The sequence below is a fragment of the Streptomyces cupreus genome, from assembly GCF_014257025.1.
GTDB classification, from domain to species: Bacteria; Actinomycetota; Actinomycetes; order Streptomycetales; family Streptomycetaceae; genus Streptomyces; species Streptomyces cupreus.
In genome coordinates, this window is sequence record NZ_JACMSF010000058.1 from 31,957 (window position 1) to 51,990 (window position 20,034).

Sequence of the window (20,034 nt, forward strand, 5' to 3'; positions counted from 1 at the left end):
CGTTCCGGCGTAAGCCTTGAGTGTTCCTACGTAGTCTGAGCAGTCTGTCTCCTCGGCTCCCTGGAGCCCGGATGAGCAAGCCGCAGCTGTCAACATCAAGAGCACGACAGCTATCGTCCTCGCGCGTCTCACGTCCTACCTCCCCTTGCGATGGCAGATGCCCCCCTGATTGTGCGGGTCAGTCCGGCGGCTCCGTGGGGCCCTTCGGCATCTACGCTGAGCATGGCCGTCCCGGTGGTCTCCCCCGTGCCACCGGGACGGCTTTCCCGTGCGCCGAGGCAGACCTGGAAGGCGTCTCACCGCCTGATGCCGCCGGGGGTGAGCAGGCTGGTGACTTCAGCGATCGCCTCCGCCGAGGGGTGGAAGTAGCGCCGCACGTCGCGGCGGGCGACCAGCCGGTCGATCTCGGACACACCCTTGCGGACCGTGGTCTCACTCACCGAGGCTGCCCGCGCGACGGCCCGAACACCACCGTGTCCCAGGACACGAGTCTCTGCGGCCATCAGCAGCCGTCGCTGCCGCTCATCCAGATGCGGGAACAACACCGCGAACTTCATGGCGAGTTGGGCACGGATTTCGTCCGGGATGCGCATACCACACCAACGAGCCACGGGGCGGGAAGCAACACCTTGATGATCTGCAAGCCCTTAGCTTCTGTTTTCGGCTTCTGTTTTCGCACCCCTGAGGCTCTCCATTAACCATCGCGTTATCTCCGACGTGACAACGTCTTCGCAGCTTCGATTGCGGACATGAGTCTGGAAACTTCGGCGCCAGGCAGTCCGTCTCTCATGGCCAGGGCCGTTGCGTGATGTCGATCTGTCCGGTTGGCTCAGGTGATTCTGAAGCTGAGGGCGTTGTAAGTTGCGGGGACTGCATGGACCCAAGGCCGTATGCGCCAAGAGGTCAGGGATACCGAAGGCGCCAGTTGGCCAGACAGACCCTGGCCAACTTCTAGGCGGACACACGAAGATCGACCGGTGACCGACGACGAACTGTTTGAGGCCGTGCACGCTCGTGTGACGGCGGGATGGCCCACGGACTCCCCTTCAGTCCTGACGACACCCGAACCCGCTTCGCTGGCCACGGTCAAGGACGCGGAGTCCAGCATGGGCTTCCATCTGCCGCCACTGGTTCGGCGTTTCTATCTGGAGATCGCCGACGGCGGTGTCGGCCCGTTCCACGGCTTCTCGCCCCTGATCGATAAGCACGAGGGAGTGGTCACTGGGTATCTTGAGTGCCTCAATGCCGAGTTGCCCCCAGGGGCTCCGCCTCTCCCGCCACCGGGCGTTCTGTTCCTCTGTGACTTCGGCTGCGCGATGTGGGCGCTGCTCGACTGTCGCCATCCCGAGGGCCAGATGTGGTGGTGGGAGGAGGGCGACCGCCACAAACTCGACCTGACGTTCCCCCAGTGGATTCAGGCTTGGCTCGACGGGCATCTCACCCACGAGTACATGCTGGAGAAGCGGTTGCAGGACGAATCCTGGGTCCGATCTTGGGACGACCAGGAGCAGTGACTCACTTCCAAGGTCGTTGGGGACCAGGGATTTTTCGTGTCCGCGTTCCGTCCGGTTGAGTACGTGGGCCGTGGTTGATCATGTCCATCCGAGTGTGGCCAGTGGGCGGCCCGGGTGGCGGGCCTGGTGCCGGGTGGCGGCGGCGATGTTGGTGCAGCCGTCCTGCCGGAGGACGCTGATGGCGAGGTTGCGGAGGCTGGCCATTGCGCGGGGCAGGCTGCCGGTTCGGGTCGTGAAGGCGTCCTCGGCAAAGGTGGTGTCGCGGACGTGGTGGAGCTGGTTTTCGATCTTCCAGTGCCCTCGGATCCAGCCGGCGATCTGTTCACCGGTGGCAACGCCCGGCGGGAGGCTGGTCACGAAGTACAGTCGCTCGATCGTGAGCTTCTCGCTGGTCAGGTCCTTGCGCCAGCGCATGACACGCAGGGCCTGACGGGCGCCGGGATAGTCGAGGTGCCGGAAGGAGACGGTCTTGAGGTGACGGATCTCGTGTCGGCCCCTGCCCCTGGTGCGCTCCTTGTGGTCCACGGGGATGTCCGGCCACGGCAGATTCCTCAACTGCTTGAGCAGGCCAGGACGATTGCCCATCGCGACGGCGATGTAGTGGGCGTCACGTTCGCGCAGCCAGCGGCCGTTCGCGTGCTGGGTGTGGGCCGCGTCCGCGGTGACCACGGTGTTCTCCAACGGCAGGCCGTCCAGGAGAGGGATGAACGCGGGCGTCTCGTTGCTCTTCGCAGAGATCTGCCGCTGGGCGAGGACCGTTCCGGCATGGTCCATCGCGGCCAGCAGCCATACGGCCTTCCCGCCGCCCGCTCGTGACCCGCGCAACTGCTTCCCGTCGACGGCGACGGCCCGCCACCGGGCTTCCTCTGTCTGTCGGGCAGCGGCCCTCGCCTGCAGAAACGCGCTGACCGCGGCATCGAAGGCGTCACCGTCGAGGCGCCCGAGGAGTCACATCAAGGTCGTGGGATGCGGGACCGTGACCGCCCTGGTGAACGGGTCGATGGCGAAGCCGAGGGCGAGCAAAACCCAGCGGGGCGCATCCGCGATCCACTATTATTGCTGTAGCCGAGTGATCGTGCGAGGTCACAGGACTTCCAGGTCGCTTGGGGGTCGGTGCGCATGAGCTGGAGCGTGCGATTCCTCTGTCCTTCACCGGTCCGGCCGGGTCCGCGTCCCGCCCGGCGGCCGTCTGCCGGCGCGGTGGTCTTCGGTGGGGGCTGTCCGCTCGGCGCCTGGTGAATCTTGAAGTCAAGGGCCTCGATGGTGGAGCTGCTGCGAGGCCGGGGGTCGATGAGGCGGGAGTAGTAACGAGACATCGGCGCTTTGACCTTGCGATTACAGGTGCGCAGGCGCCGTTTGGGCAGGAGTCCCGCTAGGACGGGCGGCCGATCCGGCCCACGGTGCCGATGGCGCCCTCCCGGAGAGGATCGGGGCCGCGGACGACGTGGTCGCGGGCGGCTTCCAGAGCGATGGTGAAGCTGGCGCGGTCCGGGTCGGTTCCGGCGACGGATTCCACCGCGTCCACCATGGCGGTCCGCAGGACTTGGTAGAGCGTGAGCTGTGCCCATACTTCCTGTTCGAGACCGGTGGGGTCTGCGGAGCGCAGTACTTGCCCGTCGGCGAGTGTGTGCCGCAGCGCGTAGAGGGCCGATTCGATTTCCCAGCGTTCGTGATAGAGCCGGACCAGGGTCGCTGCGGGGTCGGACCGGTGGTCCAGCAGGGTGGTCGCCAGCCGGTAGTGATCGGACACGCGTCGTCCGTCCCTGGTTGTCATGCTGATCTCGGCGTCGATGATGCGGATCTTCAGCGGCCCGATGAGCGTCAGGTAGGAGCCGTCGGGCAGAGCCGCGAGAACGGCGGGCCGTCGGCGGGGATTGAGGCGGATGAGTAGTTGGGAGCCGGTGTCGGCCGCCGCCTGGAGGAAGTCGTTCGCGTCGAATCCCCGGTCTGCCAGCAGAAGTGTCCGCGGCGACAGGAGGTGGAGAAGCTGCCGTGCGTAGAAACCCTCCCCGTGTTCGGCGGGGCCGAACACGGCCCCCAACAGGCCGCGGGTGCCCGTCTCGCACAGAGCCATCAGGCGGATCATCGGGTAGCCGGCCCATCCCAGCCGGGTGCGGGACTTGCCGAGCCAGTTGAGGTTCCGCTCCTGGTCAGGCGCCTTGACCGAGGAACACCCGTCGAAGGCGACTGTCCGCCACCGGCGGTAGCACACACCGGGCGTCCGGGGCTGGCCCAACGGGCCGGCCACGATCTCGAACAGCGTCTTGAGAGGAACCGGCCCCACCCGTCGGCGCAGATCCCGCAGAGCCTTCTCGCTGGGGCGTGCATGACCGCGGTTCGGCAGCCCGGCGGTCAGCTTGTCCCATACCCGCACATACCCGAGCGACGGAAACAGGGACAGGGCGAGCAGGAAGTAGACCCCGACACGCGAGGGCACCTGTGGGTGCCGCCCTGGCTGCGACTGCTGCAACTGCCCGGCGCTGCACGCCGGGCAGGAAACCCAGCGGTGAACTCCCTTGCCACGCCCCTGCCGCCTTACGCCGCGTCGCGCCACACCTTCACGTCCAATGTGGCGTACGTCGTTCCGGACGCCCCCTTGAACGTCACGAGCCCCACGTGTCCGGTCCCGCTGATCACGCACATCTGCTGGCCGACGGCGAGATCCTTGACCCAGATGTAACTCCTGTAGCCCGTCGCCGCCTTGCACGCGTCCAGGCTTCCTTGCCTACCCGTCGGCAGCAGGGCCAGGGAGCTGCCCGAGTCGGTGCCTGGGGCGAGGACCGCGCCCGAGGAGTAGACGGCGTAGGTCAGATCCTCGTCGGCGGTTCCGGTGTCCGCCTTGGCCTGTACCGGGCTGTCCGCCAGGTACAGGTCGTGGCTCTTGGTCATCCGGATCCCGGAGTACGCCACCGGGACCGGGGCGGTCGGGGCCGCGGGCGCGGTTGATGCGACAGGCGGGGGAGCGGAGGTCGCCGCCCGCGTCGGCGTCGGCGCCCCCGAAGGGGTCGACGGCGCTGAGGACTTGGCGGGCCCGGGCTTCTTGGACTGCCGGGCCGAGGGGGAACCGGACGCGGACGGCGACGCCTTCGCGGCCGTGGCCGACCCGGAGGCGGCCACGTCCTGGACCCGGCCGTCGTTCTGGTCGTCGTCCCCGGGCACGAGCAGCAGGCCCGCGGTCGCTCCGGAGGCGACGAGCACGACAGCGGCCGCCGACAGGGCCCAGGTCCGGGTCCGTCGGCCGTTGCCGCCCGAGGCCACCGGGGAGGTCGGCTCCTGCTGCCCCGGCCAGGGAGCGGGCGCATACGGTCCGGGCCCGCCGGTCGGCGCCCCCATCACGAAGGGTCCGGGCAGCGCGGAATGGGATGGGGAGGTGGGGGAGTAGGCGGTCGGGGGCCCGAAGACCCCCGCCGCGGGAGTGCTGGACGGGGCGTCCGCCCGGGCCTGGTCCGCTCCCTCGGTCCGGGCCGCGATGCCCGCCGCCAGTTCGCCCGGCAGCCACGCCCCGGATGTGAACCGGGCCGCGTCACCACGCTGGGCCTGGATCGCCTGGACGGAACGTATGACCTCCTCGACGGAGGGCCGTTCGGCGGCCGGCTTGCGCAGACACCGGGTCACCAGGTCCCGTAGCTCCGCCGGCACCCGGCTGAGGTCGGGCTCCTCGTGCACCACCCGGTAGAGCACCGCGTGCGGATCGCCGTCCCCGAAGGCGGCGCCGCCCGTCGCCGCGAACACCGCGGTCTGCCCCAGCGCGAACACATCGGCCGAGGCGGCGGCCTCCCCGCCCAGTACCTGCTCCGGCGCCATGTAGGCGACCGTGCCGACGGCCATGCCGCTCTGCGTCACGGAAGTGGCGTCCGCGGCCCGCGCGACACCGAAGTCGATGACCCGCGGCCCGTCGGCGGCCAGCAGCACGTTCGACGGCTTGAGGTCCCGGTGCACGATGCCCTCGCGATGCACCGCCTGGAGCGCCTCGGCGACCCCGGCGATCAGGCGCAGCACCGTGTCGACGGGCAGCGGGCCGTGGTCGCGTACCGCGTCGGCGAGGGACGGTCCCGGCACATAGGCGGTCGCGCACCATGGCATGGGTCCGTCCGTGTCGCTGTCCACGACCGGAGCGGTGTACAGCCCGTGCACCCGGCTCGCGGCGGCCACCTCGGCGCGGAAACGCTTGCGGAACTCGGCGCTTTCGGCCAGCTCGGGACGGATCACCTTGACCGCGACGGCCCGCCCGCCCGGCGTGTGCGAGAGATAGACGCGTCCCATGCCGCCGGATCCCAGCCGGGCCAACAGCCGGTAGCCGCCGACGACCGGCGGATCGCCGGCCTCCAGTGGCTCGAGCCCTCCGGTACCAAGTTCCCCGTTGCTCAACACGCCGCACTCCGCCCCATGTTCCACTCTGTGGTGGCCTATTGCATCATGCGTTCCTCAGAACCCCTCCGGCACCGCTCACCGGACCAGTTCCCAGTCCTGCGAGCCGTCCGTCATCGCGTTCTGGAGCGTGAGTGGCGCCCCGGTGGGCCGGGGACCTCCAGCCGGACGTGGGGCACATCGCCGTTGCCGGTGTTCGCGTTGTTCGACTCAGCGGCGCAGAGCCGTCTCCCGCCGCATGCGCGACAGCTTCTCCGGGTTGCGCACCGCGTACAGGCCGGTGATGAGGCCGTCGTCGATGCGCAGGGCCATGACCGTGTCGACCTCGCCGTCGAGCCGGAGGACGAGCGCCGGGCAGCCGTTGACCTGCGCCGGTCGCAGCGGGCCCGCCGCGGCGAGCCGGGAAGCGGCCAGCAGGGCGGCCACGCGGTCGACGCCCACGATCGGCGACAGCGCGGCCTGGGCGACTCCGCCGCCGTCGCCCAGGAAGACGACGTCCGGCGCGAGGATGTCGAGCAGGCTCTGCAAGTCGCCCGTTTCCACCGCGCGTTGGAAGGCGGCCAGCGCGGCTCGGCTCTCGTCCGGGGAGACGCCTCCGCGCGGGCGGCGCGCGGCGACGTGTGACCGTGCCCGGTGGGCGATCTGGCGTACCGCGGCCGGGGTCTTCTCCACCGCCTCGGCGATCTCGTCGTAGTCCAGGGCGAAGACCTCACGCAGGACGAACACCGCCCGCTCGGTCGGCGTGAGCGTCTCCAGCACCAGCAGCATCGCCATCGAGACACTGTCGGCCAGCTCGACGTCCTCGGCCACGTCCGGCTCCGTCAGCAGCGGCTCGGGCAGCCAGGGGCCGACGTAGGTCTCCTTGCGGCGGTCGAGGGTGCGCAGCCGGATCAGTACCTGGCGGGTGGCGATCCGGACCAGGTACGCGCGCTGGTTCCGTACGGTGTCGAGAGCGACGTCCGCCCAGCGGAGCCAGGTCTCCTGGAGGACGTCCTCCGCGTCGGCGGCCGAACCGAGCATCTCGTAGGCCACGGTGAAGAGCAGGTTGCGGTGCGCGACGAAGGACGCCGTTGGACCGTGCGGTAATGGCCTTCGCGGCCGAGTCCGTCGGAAAACCGACCGAGACCCCGACGCCGGAGGTTGGAAAGTCGCGTGAGGCGCTGCCCCACACACAGTTGTGGGTGAAGGCTCGCCTCACCGCACTGTCCGCACAGGAACTTGATCTACGGACTGGGAGCCTCGCCACGGGGAGTGACCTACATCAGCAGCTCGCCCGGCGCCCTGACGCGGACTGCCAGGCCCTGCGTCAGGCGGCGGGAATGAATCCGGCGGGCGGCGGGTTGTACAGGGCGGTCGTAGTTTTTGTGTCTGTGTTTGACCGCACGCTCGCGAAGAACGATGTCGCGGGCGCCGCCTTCCTTCAGGGAACTGGAGAAGTAGCGTCCAGGCCGGCCCGGGGCACTGCACGGTGCGGGTCCCGTACCCAGCCCCTGCAAGGAGCAAGAAATGACTCAGGGAACCGTCAAGTGGTTCAACGCCGAGAAGGGCTTCGGCTTCATCGCCCAGGCCGACGGCGGCCCGGACGTCTTCGTGCACTACTCGGAGATCGAGAGCTCCGGCTTCCGTAGCCTGGAGGAGAACCAGCACGTGGAGTTCGAGATCGTCCAGGGCCCCAAGGGTCCGCAGGCCTCGCACGTCCGCGCCATCTGAGATCCGGCGAGCAAGACCTGCCGGACACCTCTTGATGCGAGGGCCGGCGCCGCAAGGCGCCGGCCCTCGGCACATCCCGGGCCGCCAGTGCGCTGAGCCTCGGGACAGCCCAAACGGGCGGTGGACCGCGTAACCGCCGACCAGCACCAGCCGGAAGGCATGACCGCTGTCCAGGGCGTCGCTCACATCTTCCAGGAGCGCAGTCGTGCGGCGACCTCAGGGACGCGCAGGCGGGTGTCGCGGATCTTTCGCACGAGGTCGGAAAGGGCGCCGTAGGGCGGATCGATGCCTTCGCCGGACTGGTCCATGTACTGGGCTGCGATGAACGCGGCGTACAGGCCGTTGCGATGCGGGAGCGGCTCGAGACGCACGATGGTGTGCATGAGTGCGGCCGCGCGCCATGCGGCGTCCGGGTCGGCGGCCTCCAGGGTGGGCAGCTTGGTCTTGTGCCGGGCCACGGCAGCGACCAGCGCGGAGTAATCCGCGACCGACATGTCCTCGTCATGGCCGAAGGCGGCCTCCTGGACGTCCAGGAGCCAGGAGACGTCGATGTACAGGTGCATCAGGCGGCCGCGGCTCCGCCGGGGCGCTCCGAGGGGGGCACCTCGTCGGGGAAGGCGTCGTCGAACTCCTCGCGCAGCCGGTCGGCCCAGGCGCTCGCGCCCGTGATGAACTGCTTGCGCTGCATCTCGCGGACGCCGAGGTCGTGCAGGTACTGCTTGAGGCTCTTGCCTTCGGCGGCCGCGGCCGCGCGGACGCCTTCGAGTTCCTCGTCGGTGAACGACACGTTCAGGGATGGCATACATGGGATGGTACCTAGTAGGTACCATCCGTGTCAGGGTGCTGGGCTGGCGAGCCGGAACTCTATCGGCCGTACCGCCTGCGGACTTATGGCGTGAAGAAACCGCTCACCCTGCGGCTACGAACTGGGATGCCGACATCGACTCGCAATGCGAGAGGTCGCTCAGGTCGGCCATCTACTCCGCCAGCCGCTGGATCGCTGATGTCGGATGGGTCAGCGGCGGCGTACAGCTCCATCGGCAAACCAACGGACCAGGGACGTCGCGAGATCGACGGCCATACGCGCCTCGTCTGCGGTCTCCTCCCGAGTGGGCTGCTGGGCTCCATGACGGCTGGTCTGTCCCTTCCAGAGCAGGGACGCCATGGCGTAGACCACGTTCTCCCCCTCGACGCCGGTCGTCCCGGGGAGTGCGACGACCCACTGGCCCGGGTGCTGGCGCAACTGAGTCAGCATCGTGCCGAGTGTGGCCTTCGTGTTGTTCGGCTCCACGGTGGCGTGCGCGGCGCACTCGACGGCCTTGATTGCCTCGCTGTAGGCGCGCCCCGGTTCGGGGTGCAAGGCGTACGCCGCGGTGTAGGCCCGCCGCAGGTGGCCGCTGGCGGATCCGCGGTCGGGCTGCTCGGCGACGCGGGCGGCCGTGCCGAGCAGGGCGGCCACGGCGGGGTCGACGCGGTGGACCAGGGAGCGGCCGTTCGGGCTGAGGGTGTAGGCGGAGCGGCCGTCGGCGAGCAGCTGCTGCAGCGGCTGGCGGTGCTTCACGTAGGTGATGTTCGCGAGCCCGCCGGCCATTGCCTCCAGCATCCCGGGCTTGTGTCCCGCCGGGAGTTGCACAGCCCCGGCACCGGGCAGCAGGTCGAGGACCGCGTCGACGACGTCGAGCAGTCGCTCGTCGGGTGTGTACCAGGCGAGGAACTCGGCGTCGTCGACCTCGGCTTCGGGCCCATGCTCGGTGTCGCGGAACAGGTCGCAGCGCACCAGCACGCGGTCGGCCAGCCGGCTGGATTCACGGACCGCGCCGTCGATCCACGGGCGCAGGGCAGCGGCCAGGGCCGGGGACACGTCGTATCGCAGAACGTCGCCGGTGCTCTGGCGGGTCGAGAGGGGGGTCCACATATCGGTCACGCGGGCAACGGTAGGTGTCCTGGCGCCACGCACGCGAGCGAATAGGGGGAGTGCGACGTCGCGGGTCACGCTCGGGCATCTGCTCGACCGATAGTTCCTCAGCACCATCTTCGCCGCCCCGTACACCACGGGCGGATGCCACGGTGTCGTGCCCCCGCCTGGGCCTGCCGCTGGACTCTGCGCATCCAAGGGCCAGCAGTTCCCCCCTCAGTTTCCGGACGTGCACTTGAACGGAGCGGCCAAGGCGTTTCAGCCGCCGTCCTCGTCCGCTTCCTCGGCATACGGTTCGGCCAACCGCAGTCCGAGGTCGTCCTGCCAGTCCCGGACCCACGCGCGCAGCTCGGCGATGCCGGCGGGGCTCATGTCGTACGCGGCGTACTCCTGGTCGGAGGTGAAGTCGACCGCTTCGAGCCGGCCGTGCAGTTCTGCCAGGTCGAACTCTTCGTCGTGCTGAGCGCCCAGACGCTCCAGTTCACCGATCGTGTAATGGTCGCGGGCGCTGAAGACGTCGATGACGTCGCGGGGGAAGCCGCGGTCGTGCAGAGCGCGGACCTTCAGTCCAACGGCGTCGTCCCGGGACAGCGTGGGCCCGGCGTCCGTCTGCGCGGGAGGTCTGTGGAAGATCTCTTTCAGAATGTCGAGCTCGCAGGCCTCGCCGGTCACCGCGTCGGTGGCAAGCAGACGGGCCATCCGAGGGGCGACCTCGACGACGTGGATTACCCAGCCCCTGGTCTCCAGGCCGGCGGCGACGGCGCCGGTGATCTCGTTCATGCTCTCCGCTGCATCGGTGGCCAGGTCCAAGTCCTGGCTGGTCCGGCTCACGAGTTCGTGGGCCTGGATCGCGTAGCCGCCGGCCAGCACCAGCCGGTAGGCATGGCCGCTGTCCAATGCGTCGCTCAGCAAACGTCGGTGCAGTTCCGGGAGTCTCATGCCGCGGCGGCGGCCACCAGCTCGGGAAAGCGCTGCTCCCAGCATGTGCGTACCGGCTTGCCCAGGGCGATCCGCAGTCGCGGCCAGTGCCTCACGAGCAGGTCGGCATTGAGGTAGCCGATCAAGTCGTCGTGCAGGCCGTTCGTAAGCACGATGCGGTACAGGCCCAACAGCAGCTTCTCGTCGCTCACCTCGAAGCGCCTGAGCCCCGACCACGCCAGATGCAGCGGCAACTCCACCACCCCGGTCGCGGGGCCGGACAGCTCCTCAAGATGCGCGGGCAGACGCTCGGCCACATGAGCCCAACGGGAAGCGGCGGCATGGTCCACGGTCACCGTTTCAGTATGGCCCCTGGTGACGGGACGCATCGCCCGTTGGCGGAAGCACGCCGGCCGTCAGCGTTTCCGGCCAGCGCCTGCCGCCGCGCGGAGCCGCGCAGCGGCGGAGTGCTCTGCGTTGTCAGTGGCGTGCACTACGTTGACGGCGCCAGCCACCGAAGGGAGGTGCTCTGATGCTGTCCGGTCGCCGCTACCTGCTCAACCTCTCGCCCGAACAAGAGGACATGTGCCAGGAGTTCGGCAACATCTGCCGGTCGGTATGGAACACAGCCCTGGAGCAGCGCCGGGAGTACCGGCGACGCGGCGCGTGGATGAACTACGCGCCGCAGTGCGCCGAGCTGGCCGACGCCAAGCGTGAGCACCCATGGTTGAAGGCGGCACCGTCGCACGCATTGCAGCAGACGCTCAAGGATCTGGACCGGGCCTGCCGGGATCACGGCACGTTCAAGGTGCGGTGGCGGTCGAAGGCACGTTGGTCGCCGTCGTTCCGGTTCCCCGACGCCAGGCAGATCAGCGTGGAGCGGCTGGGACGCAAGTGGGGCCGGGTCAAGCTGCCGAAGCTGGGCTGGGTCCGCTTCCGCTGGTCCCGGTCCCCCGGTGGCGAGATCCGTTCCGCGACCGTGTCCCGCAAGGGCGGCCGGTGGTTTGTGGCGTTCCTCGTGGACGACCAAGCCGCCACTCCGGAGCAGCACGCAATGCCTGGTACCGCCGTGGGTATCGACCGGGGGGTTAAGACCGCCGTCGTCACCTCGGACGGCCACTTCCACGACCAGCCGTTCGTCACGACCGGCGAGATCGCCCGATACCGGCGTCTGCAACAGAGCCTCGCCCGGTCGAAGCGCGGTAGTGCGAACCGGCACAAGACGATCACGGCCATGGGTCGGATTATGTCCCGGGTGTCGGACCGGCGTGGGGACTTCTGTGCGCAGACCGCCGCCCGGATCGTCGTGAAGAACGCCCTCGTGGTCCTCGAAGACCTCCGGATTAAGAACATGTCCGCCAGCGCGTCCGGCACTGCGGCCGAGCCCGGCCGGAGCGTCCGTCAGAAGGCCGGGCTCAACCGGGCCATCCTGGACAAGGGGTGGCATCGCCTCGAACGCGCCCTTGCCAACGCCTCCCGGTACACGGGCACGCGCGTGGTGAAGGTCAATCCCGCGTACACGTCGCAGCGGTGCTCCGCCTGTGGCTTCGTCACCGAAGGAAACCGCGAGAGCCAAGCGGTCTTCCGGTGCAAATCCCCAGGTTGCGGACACTATGACCATGCCGACGTGAATGCCGCGAAGAACATCAAGGCCGCAGGACGTGCGGTCTCAGCCTGTGGAGACCTCGGCATCAGCCGGTCCGTAAAGCAGGAACCCGTAAGCCGGGGCGACCGGCCGAACCCCCTCATAGGGGAATCCCCGGGGATCAGACCGGGGAGGAAGTCAACATGGACGATTGGGGGTCGTCGTAGTGCGCGACACGCGGCTGGTGCAGACGGCAGTGATCGGGGACGAGCACTCGGATGTGCCGGTCGTCCTGCCGACCGAGGCCATCGAGCTGGATGGGTTCCGCCACGTGCACGCCCACGACACGTTCTGGTGCGGGCTTCTGCTCGGCGGCTGCGGTGCCCAGCTCGCGCACAAGCTGTATGTCGACCGGCAGTGCCATTTTCAGCACTTTCCGCAGGTCAACGGCGCCCCGCACGCGTGCCGGAGGCCGAAGGTCGGCGAGTCCAGCGCCGACCATCTGTATGTGAAGGCGGCCATGTCGCGGTCGCTGCTCGACCATGGTCTGGTCGGCCGGTTCGCCTTCCCGCCGCCGATCGGGTCGCTGCTGGACCTGGACCTGGACCTCGACGGCGGCGTCGCATTGCGTGTCCACATGGACGGCACGGTGCCGCCCGACTGGGAGGATGACCGGATCCCCGTCCTGGGCCCCGGCGTGGTGCCGGAGCCGGGGGTGTTCTCCCGGTGCCCGTACGTGTACCGGGTGCGGTGCGAGAGCAGCCGAGCCAGCCGCCAGGTGTGGATCGGCACGCAGAGCCTGGCCCACCCCACCGAATGGGTTCCCCTCGCCGACTGCTCCTGGACCGACGACGGCCTGATCACCCCGGCCGCCAACGAGATCCTCCGAGACCGGCCCTCCGCCACCGCCCCACCTACCGACGGGCACCGCGCGGGAGCGCTCCCGGAAAACGTCACCCGTTTCATCCGAGGCCTGGAGGCAGCCCAGCGCACCGGGACCGTGGAACACGTACGACGGTTGTGCGACGGCAGCGGCCCCTTCCTCGAAACCCTGGCCCCCGCCATCCGCGCCGACGCCGAGCAGGCCCTGGCCGAGGCCCGGACCTGGCTGGCCGGCCATGAGGACTACCAGCAGCGCGTCTTCGCCGACCTCGCCCAGGCCGTCTCCGAGAAGCGGGCCTGGGACGTCCGCTCCCAGCTCCAGACCGCCGCGGCGCTCACCCGGCGCGGCGCCAGCCCCGCCGAGCAGCGCGTCCTGACCGCGGCCCGCAACTTCCTCCGCTACCAGGACCATCTCCCCGAGCCCGGCTCGGCCCGGCCTGTACTCCACCCTCTCCTGGCGCCGCGCCCCAAGCGACGCCGCACACCGAAGGCCGTACCCAGGCCACAGCAGGCGCCGGCGGAGAAGAAGGAGAAGGGGAAGAAGGAACCGAACACCGCCCGGACGGAACGACGCGAACGCAGTGCAGCCGTACGCCAGGCCCGGGCCACCCTGAACCGCCTCCAAAAGGGTTCCCCTCTCCCCGCCGATGAGCAGCGCAAGCTGACCGACGAACTCGCCACCGCGGTGCAAACCGCCGGCGACTGGCTGTCCACCGGCGAGCGGCAGCAGGCCAGGTCCTGGATCAAGAAGACCTCCCAGGCGAAGAAGCAGTCCCAGGCCCGTGACCGCCAGGGGCGCCGCGAGCTCCCGCCGCACGTCCTGGAATCCGCCGCCGCCGCAGTGCGCGGGGCGCTCAAGAAGACCGCCCGCGAGCAGACCACCACCACCTGGTCCCGGCTCAAGCAGCAGCTCGGCTCCGCGCTCCCCCACATGACGCTCGCCGACCGCGTCGAGGTCCTCACCCTCGTCGACCAGGCCACGCCCGCCGACCAGGCACTCCTGTCATCCCTCGTCGCCGCCGGAGACCCGGACATGATGACGTCCTACCGCAAGGTCGCCGCCGCCCTGGGGCTGGACGTTCCCGCGGACGACAACGACCTGCGCGACATTCTCGAAGCAGACGTACAACAGGTGCACCAGCACTGGCGCCGCCAATAGCCCACCCACACAAGGCAATTGCGGCATTCCGAGACCTGCATGAGGCCCACCGATCCGCCTGCGTGACTCACCCGCGGATCAGGGAACAGCACACACGTGGGCGCCATCACACCAGGTCAGATCCCTGAGGAGTGGCCAACGCGCGGACCGTTCCAGCAGGATCGAGGAGATGTTCGACAAGTCCGCCGTCGCCGCCGGGAGGCTGCTCTCCCCGCACCTTGCCCGATCACTACGCCGGACCCAACCTCTTCCCTGGCTGACGCCTGCCTCCCCGCCGCGTCGACCGTGTACGCGCGACCCTCGCCGCCGCAGGAGTCGATTTCGAGAAGCTCGGCGCCGCCCCGGAACCTGTCTGGTTCGCTGCGCTGCGCAACGGGCAGCACATCCCGCTCGGCCCGACGGAACTCCAGGAGACGTCGAACCACCTCGCAGGGATCGCGCCGGAGGCGGTGCTCACCGAGGAGGCCTGCACGCGGCTGCTCGGGCACATCGAGGTCCTCAGCACACTGCGAGAGCTGCAGGACGAAGGGCTGGACCTGCGCTTCTGCCACGGCGCGCTCCCCGAAGATGCAGCCTACGTACGCACCTGTGGACGGCTACGTCCGCGATCAGATCGCGGCCGCGGCCGAAGGCGATGACGACGCGGCTGCGAATCCCGGACACGCGGCCTGACGTCCCAGTTGACCGGCCAACGAATCGCCATCGTGCGACTCCGAAGCCGGGCAGCAGTTACTCCTACATGTGCTGGATTGCGCTGACGAGGCGGATGCGCCCGCACGACGGACAGGCCAGCTCACCTGCCCGCAGTTGGCGTTCCACGCGTACGACATCGGTGTCGACAATGAGGCCTCCCTACCTCCACCTCGTGCACACCGTGTCGTTGTGCACGAAGCAGGACCAGACTGCCCACCAAGATCGACACTCATGTCCACCGCGAGTGTCGCCGACCCCCGCCTTCGTACTCATACAGAGAGTCGTCCAACAGTTCAGCGAAGGCGCCGGACCTGACCCTCACCCTCTCTTCGCCGGCCTGCCGCCGATCCCCGCCGACATTCTGTTCCGGAAGATCGCGAACTCGTCCGCGCTGGCCTACCGGATTGACCGAAGACCAGATGGTCGAGATCCTCCGCACGGCACCGCAGGATTACGCAGCGATGCGGTAAGGGCCCCCGAAACGCCGACGGCCCCGCCCTGGAGTTCGCCTGATGGGTGGGGCTAGTCCCAATTGCCGACGGCATTGGGGCTAGCCCATAGCTCGCGGGTGGCGCGGCCAGGCGTTGAGCATGGCCGGGCCGGGTGCCCCGCATCGGGCAGTCAATGGATCGGCCTTGGCATCAACTCGGGATGGACAGCCCGGTGCACACCCGCTGCCGGCTGAAGACCTGCTCGGCTACAAGGTAAGCGGGGGCGATCACGAACTGGCCGGGCAGCGTGCTGTCGCAGGACGGCCACGCTTCCTGCCACTCCTCGTCGAGGGGTTCGCCAGGCACGATCTCGAAATCCCAATGTGCTGGCAGCCCCGTCTGAGCCGAACGCTCCCGGAGATCGAGGGCACTGCTGCTCAACCGACTGGCTTGCGACGCCAACGGGTCGAGGCGGGATTTGCACACTGCGGCCAGGACCGCCTTGCCGTCCGGCTTGTCGGAGCCGAAGAGGACGGAGCAGATCTGCCCCATGAGCCACAGCAGTCGGGGAACCGCACCGGGAGAAGCCGCGGCCACTGAATGGGCAGCCGCTCGGGCCAGCGCCTGGACCTTCTGCTCAACGAGGACGTCGTACTCGCGGGCAATGACGTGATGAACGCTGTGTGCGTTTGATGGCAGGTCACTGCGGGCCTCCGCTTGCGCGGCCATCAGAGTGTCAAGCCGTCGTTCCACAGACTGCAGGCGGCCTTCCAACTGGGCATAGGCCTGCTGCAGCCCGCGGTGCTCGCGCTCGAGGGCGGTCAGTCGGCGAGCACCCTCGATGAGTTCCACGTCCAGGCGCCGGGGGCTGCTGCCTGGGGGATCCCCCGCTCCGCTGCCTTCCGGGTGGCTGAAGGTTTCGCGGGGCTGTGCCGGTGGGAAAACGCTTCGGATCAAGTCCATGGTGGTCCTCGGCTTAGTAGTTGGTTAGGAATCGGAGTGAGGTGGCAGCTTCCTCACCGCTTTCCCGCACGACCGCACGGGCCTTGATCTCGGTTTCCCCGAAACGCATATACAAGTTGACGGCGCGATCATTTAGGGCGTAGGCCATGACCTTCTTCAAGTCAATCGTGATCTTGCCGAGGTACTCGCACCCTGGATCGGTGACGTAGCGAGGATCCGGCTCCGTGGACGAAAACAGACTGAAGATCAGCTTGCGGGTCGTGCCCTCAAGAGGAACGTACGAGAGGTGCGCTTCATCATCCGTGTTGACCAGGTCGCCCCGGGAGACGAGCTTGGAGAACCGCCCCCTGCAGTAGTCCTCACCCGTGCTCAGAGTGAAGCGGTATTCCTCCGGGTCCACGCCGTCCTCGAACTCGGCGCAGAAGCAGGTGCCATAGGTCAGCCTGCTCCGACGTGCACGCGTGTGCGGTTCGTAGGCGTAATGTGCGGCACCGTACAGGACGGCGGCGCCCGGGTCCGGCGGCACGAGCACGTCGGCACGGCCCGTGAGGTGCTCCTTGACTGCGTGCTGGAGCATGGGGGACGCGCCGAAACCGCCGACTAGGAGGACGACCGGGTCACGGCTTCCAGCGGTCGCCGCATTCTCCACTTCCTTGAGCTGCTCGTCGATGAGGTCAAGAATGTCTGGCAGGACATTGTCGAACAGGCGACGGGCCTCGTCCGCAGTCACGACGATGGCGTCCGTGACACCGTTCTGCTTGCGGGCGAGACGCTTTCGTACCGTGGCCCCAATCCGCCGGTCGATTGCCGTCGGCAACGTGAGGTAGATGGGGTCGGTCTCCTCGGGCCCGAAGTGGAGCTTGGCCCGCTCGAAGGCCTCAGTGAGGTCCAGCAGCGCCTCGGGGTGATCAGCGGCCAGGTCTTGCAAGATCTCCAGCTTGCCAAAACGGTCCAGGAGATGCTCATCGCGGAACGCTCGGTTGATCTCTTCCGCCCCGTGGGGACCACCCATGGGCAGGCCGATCTCGACCATCCGGCCTTCAGCGTCGGTCTCGTAAGCCGTGAGGTCGACGGTACCGCCGCCGCAGTCCACCACAACAAACCGGCTGCCGGGCTCCATCAGGCTGGCGCCGTCCGAGGCTCCGCCAGCGATTTTGACACCACTGACCAGGGCGTAGTGAGCTGCTGCTTCCGGCTCCAGAGCGAGGATGAGCCGGCCGTCCTCCATGGGGAAGCCTGCTTTCCCCGCGATGTCCCGCATCACCTGCTTCTGCTCGTCGGTCCAGATCGCGGGCACGGTCAGACACCAGCGGATGTCGTCCTTGTCGTATCCGCTGGCGGTGACCTGCGCGAGGGCCGTCTCGTAAAGCCTCCGCAAGTACGCCGCGATGAGCGACTCGGCGTTCTGGCGGCGTGAGCCAGACAGCACAACGAGGTCACTTGTCCCCTCTTCCTCCGTCCCTTCCTCCTCGCCGGTGTTTCCTGCGACGCTCTCCGGCGTCGCCGCATCCTCTTCCTCTTCCTGGTTGTCGTCTGCGTCCTCGTCGTCGCCCCAGCCGGGCTTTTCAATCACCGACCGTTCTCCGCCCAGGCCGGCACGCTCCGCCACGGCCTGCTCCATGAGCCCCATCTTGAAAGCGTTGAAGTAGCGAGGCTCATCAGCCCCGTGCGTCTTGATCAGAGCTCGTCTTCGCGCGTCGTAGCCCCACGCCAGGACTTCGCCCTGCGCGTCGACCAAGAGCGCGGACAGATTCTTCACGGTGGCGACGGGTTGCCCCGCCCACGTGTTGAAGAAATTGATACGCCGCTGGGCCGGGTCGTCGTTCATGCCCCCATAGGTGCACCACGCAATACCGGACCCATGTGTTCCGAAGTCAATGCCGACCACGACCTTGGGCACTGCCATGAGGCCTCCGTTTCACATGCCCAGGGGGCAGACGCCCCCTGGGCAGCAGATGAGCGACACCGGTGCGCCGCTGGACGAAGCTTCACGGGCATTTCCTGATTCGGGCAAGCTGCCATCCTCGTCAGCCCTTTTCTGTAACCCGTGGAGCCCATTCTCCCGACTATTCACACTTGACTATCAACACAATTCAATGTGCAGAACTGGACATGTATATTTCTGCACATGCCTGAACTGATCGCGGTAGACAACGAGTTGCTGGGGATGTGTGCGCCAGCCACGATTGAGCAAGCAAGCGAATCCCGTACACGGAACTCGAACCGGGCATCACCGCCAGCTCCCGTCGAGAGCAAAACCCAGGACGGGGCGACGGATTGTGAGGCGGAACTGGTGGCCTACAGGCGATGCATGCAGACGCGTGACGATCTGATCCGTAAAGCCAAGGCCGCTGGCCTTACCGAGGTACGCATCGCACAGCTGACGGGCCACTCCCGCAATACCGTGCGTGCCGCTCTCGGCCATAAAAGCAAATGAGGACGCTACTCAGCGCCGCGCAAATGGGTGGACAGGTAAACCAGTTGCCGCCGTGAGGAATGCCGCATACTGCGCGGCCAGGGCTATTGCAAAGTTGAGTGATCTTGTGTCCGCGCTGGTCAGAGCTTGGTGGCGTGGGGAGCGTGCCGTACGCAACGAAGCTCCGTTGGAGCGAGTGACCTTCCCAAGTCGCTTGCATCCCACGGAGCTTCGATGTGCCGTCAGTCTGTCACGCCGTGCCTGATCAAGTCGCCCGCCCTGACGGGCCTGGCGGGGCTGCCGGTGGCGGAACGGCTGGTCAGTCTGCCTGACCCGCGACGTCGGCGCGGGGTGCGTCACCCGTTCGTGAGCGTGCTGCTGATCGCTGTCTGCGCGGTGCTGGCCGGCGCCCGCTCCTACGCGGCGATCGGCCAGTGGGCCGCCGGGGCCCCGCAGGACACCCTGACACGGCTCGGCGCCCGGGCGGCGACGGCGCTGATGGTGCGCATCCCGCCGAGTGCTGCGACGATCCGCCGGGTGATCTCCGCAGTGTGCCCCGGGGGACTTGCCGACCTGCTGGGATGCGATCCGGCCGGAGCGGACACCCTCGCCGTGGACGGCAAGGCCGCCCGCGGTTCTCGCCGCGGCACCGCACCGGCCGCACACCTGCTGGCCGCGATGACCGGTGCCGGAGAAGCCGTCAGCCAGTTGCGTGTCCCTGAGAAGACTAACGAAATCACCTGGTTCGCCCGCCTGTTGGCCCCCTTCGACCTGACGGGAGTGGTCGTGACCGCCGACGCCCTGCACACCCAGCGCGGCCATGTCCGCTTCCTGCGGGAGAAGGGCGCCCGGTTCCTGCTCGTCGTCAAGGACAACCAACCCGGGCTGTTCAAGGCTCTGCGCTCGCTGCCCTGGAAGGAGGTCACCGCCCGCCAGCGGAACGCGATGCCGGACACGGCCGGCGTGAGCTGCGCGTCGTGAAGGCGCTGACGGTCACCGAAGTCGCAGTGGGCTTCCCCCGCGTCGTCCAGGCTGCACGGATCATGCGGTTCCGCACGAACGTCAGGACCGGGAAGCTCACCCGTAAAACGATCTACGCGATCACGGATCTGACCTGCAGGGAAGCCTCACCCGAGCGAATCGGTCGGGTGGCCCGCTCGCAGTGGGGGATCGAGAACCGCCTCCCCTTCGTCCGCGATGTCACCTTCGCCGAGGACGCCTCCCGCGTCCGCACCGGACACGGTCCGGAGAACATGGCCACCCTGCGGAACTACGCAAACGGCACCCTCCGGCGGGCCGGGCACCACAACATCGCCGCCGCCCTCCGGCACGTCTCCTACCGGCCCCACACCCGACCCCTCGACCTCATCGGCCTGCCCTGACCAGCGAAGTCACAAGATCACTCAACTTTGCAACAGCCCTGCGTGCAGTTGGCGCCCCAAACGGGTTAATCGGAGATGGCATTGAATATGTCGATCCC

At 68.2% G+C, this 20,034-nt stretch carries 16 protein-coding genes and 3 pseudogenes; 7 read left to right on the forward strand and 12 right to left on the reverse strand.

The annotated features are described in order from the left end of the window. Positions 1–398: 398 nt before the first annotated feature. Positions 399–593 (reverse strand): annotated as a pseudogene (locus H4N64_RS35660) (ISAzo13 family transposase); the annotation flags it as partial. Positions 594–977: 384 nt separating this feature from the next. Here H4N64_RS35660 and H4N64_RS35665 point away from each other — a divergent pair. Next, complete coding sequence (locus H4N64_RS35665; protein WP_186286691.1) at positions 978–1,514, forward strand: SMI1/KNR4 family protein; 537 nt, start codon at positions 978–980, stop codon at positions 1,512–1,514. Positions 1,515–1,592: 78 nt separating this feature from the next. On the opposite strand, the pseudogene H4N64_RS35670 reads toward H4N64_RS35665, so the two are convergent. From H4N64_RS35670 to H4N64_RS35685, 4 genes and pseudogenes are all read right to left on the reverse strand, one after another. Further along, positions 1,593–2,447 (reverse strand): annotated as a pseudogene (locus tag H4N64_RS35670) (ISAs1 family transposase); the annotation flags it as partial. Positions 2,448–2,886: 439 nt separating this feature from the next. After that, positions 2,887–4,155 carry a transposase domain-containing protein gene (locus H4N64_RS35675; RefSeq protein ID WP_418896320.1) on the reverse strand — a complete coding sequence of 423 codons (1,269 nt, stop codon included), beginning with the start codon at positions 4,153–4,155 and terminating at the stop codon, positions 2,887–2,889. After that, positions 4,050–5,885: a serine/threonine protein kinase gene (locus tag H4N64_RS35680; RefSeq protein ID WP_336246892.1), complete on the reverse strand. Its 1,836-nt coding sequence runs from the start codon at positions 5,883–5,885 to the stop codon at positions 4,050–4,052. The genes H4N64_RS35675 and H4N64_RS35680 overlap by 106 nt, the downstream gene beginning before the upstream one ends. Positions 5,886–6,092: 207 nt before the next feature. Then, positions 6,093–7,055 (reverse strand): RNA polymerase sigma-70 factor, encoded by a 963-nt coding sequence (locus H4N64_RS35685; RefSeq protein WP_186286694.1) that lies wholly within the window; start codon positions 7,053–7,055, stop codon positions 6,093–6,095. A gap of 333 nt (positions 7,056–7,388) precedes the next feature. Here H4N64_RS35685 and H4N64_RS35690 point away from each other — a divergent pair, with 333 nt between their 5' ends. Next, entirely contained in the window at positions 7,389–7,592 is a 204-nt protein-coding gene (locus H4N64_RS35690) for a cold-shock protein (RefSeq protein ID WP_186286696.1), read from the forward strand. A gap of 182 nt (positions 7,593–7,774) precedes the next feature. On the opposite strand, the gene H4N64_RS35695 is transcribed toward H4N64_RS35690, so the two are convergent. The 5 genes from H4N64_RS35695 to H4N64_RS35715 form a co-directional block, all read right to left on the reverse strand. Beyond that, complete coding sequence (locus H4N64_RS35695) at positions 7,775–8,155, reverse strand: toxin Doc (protein WP_186286698.1); 381 nt, start codon at positions 8,153–8,155, stop codon at positions 7,775–7,777. Beyond that, complete coding sequence (locus H4N64_RS35700) at positions 8,155–8,394, reverse strand: hypothetical protein (protein WP_186286700.1); 240 nt, start codon at positions 8,392–8,394, stop codon at positions 8,155–8,157. Before H4N64_RS35700 ends, H4N64_RS35695 begins: the two co-directional genes overlap by 1 nt. Positions 8,395–8,607: 213 nt before the next feature. After that, positions 8,608–9,516, reverse strand: a complete 909-nt coding sequence (locus H4N64_RS45850) for a hypothetical protein (RefSeq protein WP_260860171.1) — start codon at positions 9,514–9,516, stop codon at positions 8,608–8,610. Between the two features lie 249 nt (positions 9,517–9,765). Beyond that, complete coding sequence (locus tag H4N64_RS35710) at positions 9,766–10,446, reverse strand: nucleotidyl transferase AbiEii/AbiGii toxin family protein (RefSeq protein WP_186286702.1); 681 nt, start codon at positions 10,444–10,446, stop codon at positions 9,766–9,768. Then, complete coding sequence (locus H4N64_RS35715) at positions 10,443–10,781, reverse strand: hypothetical protein (RefSeq protein WP_336246893.1); 339 nt, start codon at positions 10,779–10,781, stop codon at positions 10,443–10,445. Before H4N64_RS35715 ends, H4N64_RS35710 begins: the two co-directional genes overlap by 4 nt. A gap of 176 nt (positions 10,782–10,957) precedes the next feature. Here H4N64_RS35715 and H4N64_RS35720 point away from each other — a divergent pair. Together H4N64_RS35720 and H4N64_RS35725 are read left to right on the forward strand one after the other, a co-directional pair. Then, positions 10,958–12,019, forward strand: a pseudogene (locus H4N64_RS35720) (RNA-guided endonuclease InsQ/TnpB family protein); the annotation flags it as partial. A 202-nt stretch (positions 12,020–12,221) separates the two neighbouring features. Continuing rightward, positions 12,222–14,051: a hypothetical protein gene (locus H4N64_RS35725; protein ID WP_186286724.1), complete on the forward strand. Its 1,830-nt coding sequence runs from the start codon at positions 12,222–12,224 to the stop codon at positions 14,049–14,051. Positions 14,052–15,385: 1,334 nt separating this feature from the next. On the opposite strand, the gene H4N64_RS35730 is transcribed toward H4N64_RS35725, so the two are convergent. Together H4N64_RS35730 and H4N64_RS35735 are read right to left on the reverse strand one after the other, a co-directional pair. After that, positions 15,386–16,027 carry a hypothetical protein gene (locus H4N64_RS35730; protein WP_186286704.1) on the reverse strand — a complete coding sequence of 214 codons (642 nt, stop codon included), beginning with the start codon at positions 16,025–16,027 and terminating at the stop codon, positions 15,386–15,388. Positions 16,028–16,151: 124 nt separating this feature from the next. Then, entirely contained in the window at positions 16,152–18,044 is a 1,893-nt protein-coding gene (locus tag H4N64_RS35735) for an Hsp70 family protein (RefSeq protein ID WP_186286706.1), read from the reverse strand. 222 nt (positions 18,045–18,266) lie between these two features. Between H4N64_RS35735 and H4N64_RS35740 the strand changes: the two genes are divergently transcribed. The 3 genes from H4N64_RS35740 (at position 18,267) to H4N64_RS44590 (ending at position 19,936) form a co-directional block, all read left to right on the forward strand. After that, positions 18,267–18,575 carry a DUF6003 family protein gene (locus H4N64_RS35740; RefSeq protein WP_186286708.1) on the forward strand — a complete coding sequence of 103 codons (309 nt, stop codon included), beginning with the start codon at positions 18,267–18,269 and terminating at the stop codon, positions 18,573–18,575. A gap of 213 nt (positions 18,576–18,788) precedes the next feature. Continuing rightward, positions 18,789–19,535 (forward strand): ISAs1 family transposase, encoded by a 747-nt coding sequence (locus tag H4N64_RS35745; RefSeq protein ID WP_222109789.1) that lies wholly within the window; start codon positions 18,789–18,791, stop codon positions 19,533–19,535. Continuing rightward, on the forward strand, positions 19,532–19,936 hold the full coding sequence (locus H4N64_RS44590) for a hypothetical protein (protein ID WP_222109790.1): 405 nt from the start codon (positions 19,532–19,534) through the stop codon (positions 19,934–19,936). Before H4N64_RS35745 ends, H4N64_RS44590 begins: the two co-directional genes overlap by 4 nt. The last annotated feature ends 98 nt before the right edge of the window (positions 19,937–20,034 follow it).

Coding starts and splice junctions, on each gene's coding strand:
- H4N64_RS35745 (WP_222109789.1), top strand. CDS start 18,789: ATGTGCCGTCAGTCTGTCACGCCGTGCCTGATCAAGTCGCCCGCCCTG.
- H4N64_RS35695 (WP_186286698.1), bottom strand. CDS start 8,155: ATGCACCTGTACATCGACGTCTCCTGGCTCCTGGACGTCCAGGAGGCC.
- H4N64_RS35700 (WP_186286700.1), bottom strand. CDS start 8,394: ATGCCATCCCTGAACGTGTCGTTCACCGACGAGGAACTCGAAGGCGTC.
- H4N64_RS35690 (WP_186286696.1), top strand. CDS start 7,389: ATGACTCAGGGAACCGTCAAGTGGTTCAACGCCGAGAAGGGCTTCGGC.
- H4N64_RS35735 (WP_186286706.1), bottom strand. CDS start 18,044: ATGGCAGTGCCCAAGGTCGTGGTCGGCATTGACTTCGGAACACATGGG.
- H4N64_RS35740 (WP_186286708.1), top strand. CDS start 18,267: ATGCCTGAACTGATCGCGGTAGACAACGAGTTGCTGGGGATGTGTGCG.
- H4N64_RS35710 (WP_186286702.1), bottom strand. CDS start 10,446: ATGAGACTCCCGGAACTGCACCGACGTTTGCTGAGCGACGCATTGGAC.